8 protein-coding genes, 1 tRNA gene and 2 pseudogenes are annotated in these 9,076 nt (G+C 34.0%); 4 read left to right on the forward strand and 7 right to left on the reverse strand.

The window, feature by feature from the left end; genetic code table 11:
* Positions 1-128 precede the first annotated feature (128 nt).
* Positions 129-1,037: a peptidoglycan-binding protein gene (locus tag H6F32_RS19730; protein WP_190370976.1), complete on the reverse strand. Its 909-nt coding sequence runs from the start codon at positions 1,035-1,037 to the stop codon at positions 129-131.
* A 251-nt stretch (positions 1,038-1,288) separates the two neighbouring features.
* Positions 1,289-1,450 carry a nicotinate phosphoribosyltransferase gene (locus tag H6F32_RS19735; protein ID WP_190370982.1) on the reverse strand — a complete coding sequence of 54 codons (162 nt, stop codon included), beginning with the start codon at positions 1,448-1,450 and terminating at the stop codon, positions 1,289-1,291.
* 748 nt (positions 1,451-2,198) lie between these two features.
* Between H6F32_RS19735 and H6F32_RS21010 the strand changes: the two genes are divergently transcribed.
* Positions 2,199-2,327 carry a hypothetical protein gene (locus H6F32_RS21010; protein ID WP_277875082.1) on the forward strand — a complete coding sequence of 43 codons (129 nt, stop codon included), beginning with the start codon at positions 2,199-2,201 and terminating at the stop codon, positions 2,325-2,327.
* A 274-nt stretch (positions 2,328-2,601) separates the two neighbouring features.
* Positions 2,602-3,378 carry a hypothetical protein gene (locus tag H6F32_RS19740; RefSeq protein ID WP_190370977.1) on the forward strand — a complete coding sequence of 259 codons (777 nt, stop codon included), beginning with the start codon at positions 2,602-2,604 and terminating at the stop codon, positions 3,376-3,378.
* Between the two features lie 74 nt (positions 3,379-3,452).
* Here H6F32_RS19740 and H6F32_RS19745 read toward each other — a convergent pair whose 3' ends face one another.
* The 4 genes from H6F32_RS19745 to H6F32_RS19760 all read right to left on the reverse strand — a co-directional run bounded on the left by H6F32_RS19745 (position 3,453) and on the right by H6F32_RS19760 (position 7,443).
* Entirely contained in the window at positions 3,453-4,220 is a 768-nt protein-coding gene (locus H6F32_RS19745; protein ID WP_190370978.1) for an endonuclease/exonuclease/phosphatase family protein, read from the reverse strand.
* 330 nt (positions 4,221-4,550) lie between these two features.
* Positions 4,551-5,267, reverse strand: a complete 717-nt coding sequence (locus H6F32_RS19750; protein ID WP_190370979.1) for a response regulator transcription factor — start codon at positions 5,265-5,267, stop codon at positions 4,551-4,553.
* An 850-nt stretch (positions 5,268-6,117) separates the two neighbouring features.
* Positions 6,118-6,747, reverse strand: coding sequence for a ribonuclease H-like domain-containing protein (locus H6F32_RS19755; RefSeq protein WP_190370980.1), 630 nt, complete (start codon positions 6,745-6,747; stop codon positions 6,118-6,120).
* A 129-nt stretch (positions 6,748-6,876) separates the two neighbouring features.
* Positions 6,877-7,443: a CAP domain-containing protein gene (locus H6F32_RS19760; protein ID WP_190370981.1), complete on the reverse strand. Its 567-nt coding sequence runs from the start codon at positions 7,441-7,443 to the stop codon at positions 6,877-6,879.
* Between the two features lie 1,040 nt (positions 7,444-8,483).
* Between H6F32_RS19760 and H6F32_RS19765 the strand changes: the two genes are divergently transcribed.
* Positions 8,484-8,557 (forward strand) — tRNA-Arg (locus H6F32_RS19765).
* 72 nt (positions 8,558-8,629) lie between these two features.
* Here the strand turns inward: H6F32_RS19765 and H6F32_RS20760 are convergent.
* Positions 8,630-8,791, reverse strand: a pseudogene (locus tag H6F32_RS20760) (RNA-guided endonuclease TnpB family protein); the annotation flags it as partial.
* Positions 8,792-8,954: 163 nt separating this feature from the next.
* Here H6F32_RS20760 and H6F32_RS19775 point away from each other — a divergent pair.
* Positions 8,955-9,020, forward strand: a pseudogene (locus tag H6F32_RS19775) (IS200/IS605 family transposase); the annotation flags it as partial.
* Positions 9,021-9,076 lie beyond the last annotated feature (56 nt).

A 9,076-nucleotide genomic window follows, 5' to 3' on the forward strand; every position in this document is an offset into this window, starting at 1 on the left:
CTGAGTCTTTCCATTGCTAGTCTTAGCTTGTATCTAAGTCGTTTGAATTTGTGTCCAATACTTAGATCATGTTTTGATTTAAGTTTATCAAGATGTGAGCAAAGTTTGGCTATTTTGCTGAAATCTCCCTACCCAGGAAACTGTTTAAGCAAATCATCACCTGGGATAATGGTTGTGTAAAAAACATAATTCTTATTAGCTACATAGCGTCTATCTTGCTTAATAATGGACATAAATTCTCTATGTCCTTCTTTTCTTCTTCCTACTAAACATCCTGCACTGGCATTTTTAATATCATTCACAGGAGCATCATAACCCCAGTGCTGATTTACATAAAAGTCATCACCTGTATCAAGTGCGTCTCCAGTGCGTTTGAAATCCTTATTGAAGTCTCTACAGACTGTGATATTACCTACTTGTCTTAATGCTTCATGGGGATCTGCATTACCATGTATTCCTACAGACCATGCTTTGTATTGTCCAAACTGGATTCTAGCTGCTCCTTTGGGATTCATGGGGTTATAGGTGTAGTAACTACCAGGTTCAGTGGTTGCTTGCCAATTATTAACGATTTTAGGTACGCCATCTATGATTTCAATGACTATTCGTTGATCGTTAAATTCATTTGGTTTATCATCGTTAAGAGTCCAATCTCCATTAATCCCTTCTACGTAAACAATGTTATACTCTTTGGGGTTGGTGAATACTTGATATTGTTTAGCCAGCATATATTTGATAATTTTACTGGCTATGTCGTTTCCTAATTTTAACTCTGGTTTGGGTAAGTCTTCTTGTTTGGTTTCAATGAGTTCTTTAGCGGTAACCGCTCCTAAAAATTCATTTTCTCCTGTTTTTAATAATTCTTGAAGTTTTTTCAGTGCTGCTGTGGAAAGTGGTCCAAATTTGCCATCTGCTGGTGGTTCTAGTAGTTCTAAATCAATTAATCTTGTTTGAATCTGACGTGCTAATTCTACATCATCAGCGATCGCTTCATATCCCCATTTTTCCTGTGTTCCTAAAAAATCTTGCAGTTTCATATTTTACCTGGTTATAGTGATTTGCTGAAGTTTTCATGATTTAGTTTAGCCGGAATTTAATATATACCGAAAAGTTCTCATTTTGGCAAAATTTTACTTTATTTTAACGCAATCAGTCAAAATTCTTACTCAAAAATATCTCCTGCTTATTTGAGAATTTGAGGATATAAATACAGAATCAAGGTAAGATAGATGTACCTTACCTTGATTGAGACCGATTAATAATTTTTGAAACTTGATGAATTGAATATCTACCAAGATCCTGTTTTTTCTTTCTTATAGATATCACCAGTAAATGGTTGTACGCCAATTTCAGGATAAGCGTCTTTATTAGGAGCAAACACTCTCATTGCAGCTTCATATACAAATTGAGTCATGTTAGCTAACATTTTAGAAATATTAGAAATAGCCATAACCTTAAACTCCTTGGTTTTTAGTCTTGATAATTTCTTATGTCCATAATCTAATACGATTCTTCTGTCTTTACTCATATTCTCAACATATCAACATATTAAATAATGTTTGTTTAAATTACTTTGTAATTTTTTACATTTATAGTATTTAATGCTCTCACTTTTATTGCGAAATATTACAGTTTATTTTTTATATCTCAATGTAAGAGTTAATGTAAGAGTTATTTTTGGAATTTTTCTCCTCAAATTTTATTAATACTTGCTTTAAATAATGTTTTAAATATATTCATCTAATATAACTAGATACCAGAAAAACTAGGTCTAGCTGCGTGGACTAATAAGCTGATGTGCAGCACTCACTGTATAACTAAAAAACCTAAAATTACTGTAGTCCAAGCATCTTGCTGGCATCTATTATTCAAATTAAAAGCACAACAGCTTAAAAAACTAAGGATTTTTAACCTGCCTATTTCGGTTTGTCTTTGTAGGAGCGATTTCCATTGCTGATTTTAGTATTAATTTAGAGTTTACAAACATCCTCGTAAACATAAATGAGTGATTGCTCATTCTATGAAAAATAAAATTGATAGAAATAATTACTTACAACCCTTGTAAATCAAAGGATTAATTAAAGTCAAGCCTATAAATGGTAAAGTTTAATTACAAAACCATCCACTGAAAAAAAAAGGTGTTATTCTAATAATTGAAGCTAGAGAAAAGAGCTTCCCTGGCAGATACAACAGCTAGAGTGACCAAAAAAGAAGAAAAAAAGCTGAAGTTAAATCAAGAGGTAAAAGCGCTGTTTAATTTACGTCTGTCTCGTAAGGAAAAAACAACAACACTCAACGCGAAAGCTGACATTCCCTCAAATGATTGAAATCGGGGGCGCTGTGACTGGTTTCCATCGCTTGTTTATTAAGGTGATGAAAGGTAGTACATCCCTGGCTAGAATGAACGAGAAGAGGGAGAGGACAAGCGAGTAGATGTGTGGGTGTTGTTGTTTTTTCATGGGTAATTGATGACTGGTAAAATAGTCTCTTGTAATCTCTTGTAGTCTCTTGAACTCCTCACTCCTGGGTCTCCCATTATCGTAAATTTGTACTAAAATTGAATAGTCAGCAAATTACATCACATATCGAAAATAGCTTTTTATGTCCATTATTGCCCTCAGAGCGTGGTATCTACAAGATTATGAACCGATTTCAATACTGGAAAAAAGACCTCCAGATATTCGGTTAAGCAAAAAAAGTCTGTTAAAATCAGCTTTGCGAGCGGATTTTTTGGATGATAAGGATGAGATCAAAAAATCTACGTGGTTTGGACGCTATTTGGAGGGGGAGAATATTGAATTTTATATAGATGGTAGCGGAACTTATGTAGTTTCTAATATTGACTTGATGAGTCATGAGATATATTTGACTAAGCAGGCTACATTATCCCAGTTAGAACCTGTAATATATTTTAGTTGTCAAACTGAATATCTGAAATCTACAGAAATATTAAGGGAAGAATTGCAAAAGACGGTGGAAAAAATTAATTTGCGATCGCGTTATCCATTAACTATATTAGAATCTCCGCGTCCTGAAAATAGTCCCGTGCGGTTAAGTCAAAGTCGCATGAAAAAAATCCGCAAAAGTTTATTATTTATTGCAGATACCACAGCGATCGCTAATATCATTAATCCTGAAATACCAGATATCAAAACACTTATTCCTAGTCCCAATGTCTGTGTAGAAATGGGTTATGCTATCCATAGTAAAAAAATTGAACATATTTTACTCGTGGAAATGCAGCGCTCAGAATTAGCAGGAAAAAATACTTTTGATCTACCACTTCAACAAGTTTTACAATTTGCAGATAGCAGTGAATTAAATCAAATGTTAACCTCAGCAATAGAAGCACATTTAATGAGATTTAGATTATTTTAGGATCAAAAAGTAGAGGTAATTCATGAATTACCTCTACACAATAATTAAAAGTAGAAGTAATTCATGAATTGTTACTAACTAAGAATAGAAAGTTTAGCAATTACAGGAAAATGATCAGATGGCCACAATCCCTCCCATTGTTGATCATCAATAATTACCTGTTGAATTTGAAAGCGGCGATCGCAATATATAGTATCTATAGCATCCCAAGCACTACCCGTAAAATTATGAAAAGTTTTTTGTTTTTCTAGGGGAATACTACTCAAAGAATCTTGAATTTGAGGATTATTAGCAAAAATTGTCCTAGCTGTATTATGAGGGCTAGTGTTAAAATCTCCCGTTAATAATAGATAATTTTCTGCACTAAATTCAGTTAATTTAACATTGACCAAAGCCGCTCCTAAATCTCTAGCTTTAACATTTTCATGGTCTAAATGAGTATTAACAATAGTGATGGAAATACGATAATTGTTAATAGTAAAAGTTCCCCAAGTGGCCATTCTTGGTAAACGATTTCCCCAGGTAATACTACCAGGAATTTCGGGAGTATCACTCAAATAAAAATCCTGAGTTTCTTGTAATTTTAACACTTGGGGTTTATAGAAGATAGCACAATGTTCTCCATTTCCTGTACCCGTGCGATCGCCACCAATATATTGATATTCTGGTAACAAAGATTGTAAATCTACTAATTGATGAATTTTACCTTCTTGTGTACCCAATAAATCAGGTTGATAGTGTTGAATTAAAGATGCGATCGCCGTGAACCGTTTTCCCCATTGTTGTATCCCTGGATCTGGTTTATCATAGCGTAGGTTAAAAGTCATCACAGTAATACTCATTGATTAAATCCTCACTGCACACCAAATTTATATCTTTTGATATCATAAACTTTTATCAAGTAAAAATCAAATTTAGATTGAGATCCCCGACTTCTTATAGAAGTCGGGGATCTTGTGGAGTTTTTGTTAAAATTCTCATGTGAGATGATGGAATTTTTAATTGTTAAATTAACTCATATCCAGGGAAATTAGATCATCAAAAATCCTCCAATTAAATCTCATTAAAGTAGTGCAAGGTAGATGCTTGTATACCTTTAAAAGTATCACATACTTTTAAAATCGCAATATCTGAATTTTTCCTCCTGGATCCCTCATTAGGGATCTCAAGTCCTATATCTTGGCTGTTTCCTGGGGATCAAACTTATAACCGTATCCCCGTACAGTCTTAATAAACTCCGGCGTACTAGAATCAGCCTCCATCTTCTTGCGTAGTTGACCAATATGAACATCCACAACACGACCATCACCTACATAATCACAGCCCCAAATTTTTTGAATTAATTGAGCGCGACTCCAGGCTTGTCCAGGATGGGTAGCTAAAAAATGTAAGATATTAAACTCTAACGCTGTTAAAGGTAATGGTTTATCATTTAAAGTTACCTCGCGTGCATCTGGATTAATAGCTAATTGTTTAAACGTGAGACGTTGTATAGGACTAGGATAAATACAGCGTATTCTTCTAAGTAACGCTTCTACTCTTACTTCCACTTCTGCAAGACTAAAGGGTTTAGTTAAAAAATCATCAGCACCTCCAGCAATAACCTTGATTTTATCTGCTTCATCATTACGACTGGTTAGCATCATTACTAAAACATTAGTTTGACTTTGCATTTCTTGGCACAGTTTATAACCATTAGCATCTGGCAGATTCCAATCTAAAATTACTAAAGCAGGGTTAATTTTTTCAAATATTGTCATAGCACTTTTACCATCAGCTGCTGATTCTATTTGATATTTTCGACCTAAAAAACGTTGGATCAGACTACGTACACTAAAGTCATCGTCAACAACTAAAATTTTAGAATTGGTTGTAGAAATTGTATCCATATTTTAATGCAATAATCTATGTTTGTTTTGGTAATTTACTGTTGATATCAGCAGTTAGAAACTGATAGGTTTATACGGTATTTCAGATGTGATAAATCTGTGAATTATTACCGAATAATCCAGTTGATAGTAACCTCAAGAAGATATTGATTGTGACAATTGCATAATTCCTAGTTTTATTGTTACTTCCCGTATGATTTTAGAAATACAGAATTGAAAATTGTTTGAGTATTGTTAGAGTATAATTTTGATGCACACCGATAATTATTAATTTTTTAATCTTTATTTGACCTGAGGGTATGTAAAAACAACTTGGAAGTTATGAGAGATACAAAAGTTCAGAATAAATCTATACATCGAGAGATTTTTATTCCCTATTTCCTGTTGTCATGAGATTTTACATCAAGTTTATGGAATATATGGAATATTTAGATATTGTAATCTGTCATTAAAGTATCAGGAATGTACAAATTTGGTATTTTTTAAAAAAAAATTAGTATCATTTGATGACTATTAAGATGCAGGTCATCTGATTAATGTTCCGTATTTTCATTTGATAGTAGTAGATATGAAAACTAGTAGATATTATCTAATTTCGTCAGTTTTCATACTCATAATTCTGCAATATTTTTTCTAAATTGAGTTAATTATTCAGGAGAAATAAGTTGTTAAAAGGACAAATTAGCAAAGCAAAAATACTTTAATAGCTAAGACTAGCTAGGGTTTAGCAAATTTCCTGAAAATCATCAAGCTGCATTTTTTCCAGATAACAAACTATAAAAATTCTCCTTAAATTCCTGTGAATGTAGGTAGTTATTAATTAGGCAACATCAGGGTTTTTTGGTGTGAGTTAGTGTTCAAATAAACCCTGAAATTGTAACAAGTCTAAGGTAACTATTGTGGGTAAGACTTGAAAACACTTTTTGGCTAATTCCCAACGTTCCTCTCGATGCAACATAGCAGTAAGTTTTTGCTGTATATTCAAAAGATAACGGACATCATTAGCAGCATAATTGAGTTGTGCTTCAGACAAATTAATTGCGTTACCCCAATCAGAACATTGAGCACTTTTATCAAGTTCAACTTTTTCTAGTTCTAAAACTACATCTTTCAGTCCGTGACGATTAGTATAAGTACGCGCTAATTTACTGGCAATTTTAGTACAAAAAATGGGCTGAACTGCAATATTTAAGTTGTATTGTAAGGTAGCAATATCAAATCTAGCAAAGTGAAATACTTTCAGAACTTGAGTAGCTTCCATTAGGGTTTTCAAGTTCCGTGCTGTAGTTTGTCCTTTGTGAATACGAATTGCAGTAACTTGTCCTTGTGGATTACAAATTTGAATTAAACATAGGCGATCGCGCTGTGGTAAAAGTCCCATTGTTTCTGTATCTACAGCGATCGCTTCTGATTGTAAATATGCGTTTAAGGCAGTAGCATCTAAATCTTGATCACAAACTTGAAATTCTGGTAATGTCATGATTTTTAAAGCAATAGAAAATTGATAGGTTTGTGTCCTATATTTTACAGGAATTGTTAGTTATTAGCTATCAGTAATCGGCTTTCATAAATTAAATGGGCGAACGGCCTTTCGCCCCTACTGACTCCTCTACCTACCATTTAAAAATATTTGTGTCAGATACACTTCACCTTGACTATTAATAGCTACTCCTATACCCGTAAGATTATATTGTCCCTTAATATTTTTTAAGTGACCTGGACTTTTTATCCAACCAGAAACAGCTTCATTTGCTGGGTTACTATATCCTATATTAAAAGCTACATTTTCTGCTGCACTATTAAATTTTATATGAATGGCCTTCACTCTTTCTACAAATCCATGATGACTAAAATTTACCCTACCTGCGGCCATATTTTCACTGTGTGTTCTCGCTTGTTTACTTATTTCTTCACTTAATCTTAATTGGGGTAATCCTTCTTTAATTCGATATTGATTAATTTGATTAAAAATAGATATTTCTAGCTGAGAATTTTGTAAATTTACACTGTTTACTGAAGTCTTTATTGCAGTTTGATTTGTCATTAATGATGATTTGTGTCTCTCTTGGTTTTCTCGGTTTTCTGTGTTAATTTTACCTGGATTTGCAGCAGTTATTAAGCCACTGGCAAAGACAAGCGTACTTAAAGCGATGCCAAAAGCAGTTTGTCGAATCATAGGAAGCTAAGTATTGTGGGACTTATTGAATATATAGCTGATATTCTGATAATCAGAATAGTTAGCAGGATATTTTATTGTAGCTATCAGCTTTTAGCTTTTAGCTTTTAGCTTTTAGCTTTCAGGTTTCAATTTTCAGCCTGTTAATTTGTTAACTGATAAGTAAATTGCTGAGTCTTATTAAGCACATTTTATAGTTACTGAAATCAACGAAAAAAAAGGAACAAAGATCAACATTAATCGGTAATTTATAGTTGTTGTTAAGGTAGATTATTGATTATATAATGACTAAAAAAAATAGCAAAAAATAGTATCATAAGACAGATGTTATAGCAGGAGTCAGGAGTCAGTAAGGGTTTATATCTACTCATTAGTGTCAATTTAAGCTAAAACCCTTAATAAATAAGGAGGAAAAGAGCGATAGCGCGGAATGTCCTTCTTGCTGACCTAATGAAGCGATCGCTAGGTCAGTATTATTCAATTCAAGAGCGTGATGTGCCTATCTGCTATATAACCCACATTCCGCACCCTGGGGTGTCACATGGTATTATCACTTAATTTTCTCTTGATTTTTGGATATAAATTATGCCTTTCTGGCATCCTACCTCCGTTAATTTTCTGAGAATTAGTATACAATACAACCTCATGTTATCATAAAAACGGTAAAAACCGATTGTAACAGTTCAGGGTGCGGAAGATAGGATATAAAACCTAGACAAAACTAGACTTTACTTTCTACTTCAACGGGGCGCATCGGATCAGCTATCCATCTATAGACTTACACGCTGTAGCCCAACGCGTCTTTCTTTTACGAAGATTCTTGAAAAGACTATCACCTGCCCGTCGGCAGACAGGCTTGATATCCTAGGATTATATATCAAGTATTTGATGTTTTCAACTAAAATATATTGATTTTTGTCAACAAATGTATAGCTTTGTCTATAAAATTTTCAACTTAGAACTAGCTCTTGTCTCGATGAGTCAATATCATGGAATAAACGAGTGGAAAAGTTATGATATAATAGCGGATGTGATTTTTTGGGGTTGTAGCTCAGTTGGATAGAGCGAGCGCCTCCTAAGCGCTAGGCCGTGCGTTCGATCCGCACCAATCCCGTTGTTTGAGATGTTGACATACTCACCGACCTGAAGGTGCAGTGATTATTGACGCTTCACTGACGGACGCTACCTAAGTAGTGTTACTCTGTCTCAGCGCCCGTTTAGAGTCGTGGCAATGCCCTATCCCGACTTTATTTATATTTTTGGCAGCATTTTCATCTCGTTCCTGTTGAGTTCCACAATTCAAACACTTAACCGACCGAATTTTTAAATCAAGTTTACCCCATTTGTATCCACATTTAGATCAAATTTGACTTGTTGCTTCCCATCTACTAATAATTCTCAGAAAATTAACGGAGGTAGGATGCCAGAAAGGCATAATTTATATCCAAAAATCAAGAGAAAATTAAGTGATAATACCATGTGACACCCCAGGGTGCGGAATGTGGGATAAAAAACCCCATAAACAAGCATTATGGAGTCCAAGCTATTTTGCCATTTCTGTAGGTGGTGCGCCATGAGAAATATTAAAGGAGTATATTAAAAATCAAGAAAAGCCGTCAAGGACGGGGCTTGT

The organism is Anabaena sp. FACHB-1237 (genome assembly GCF_014696225.1).
Taxonomy (GTDB): Bacteria; Cyanobacteriota; Cyanobacteriia; order Cyanobacteriales; family Nostocaceae; genus FACHB-1237.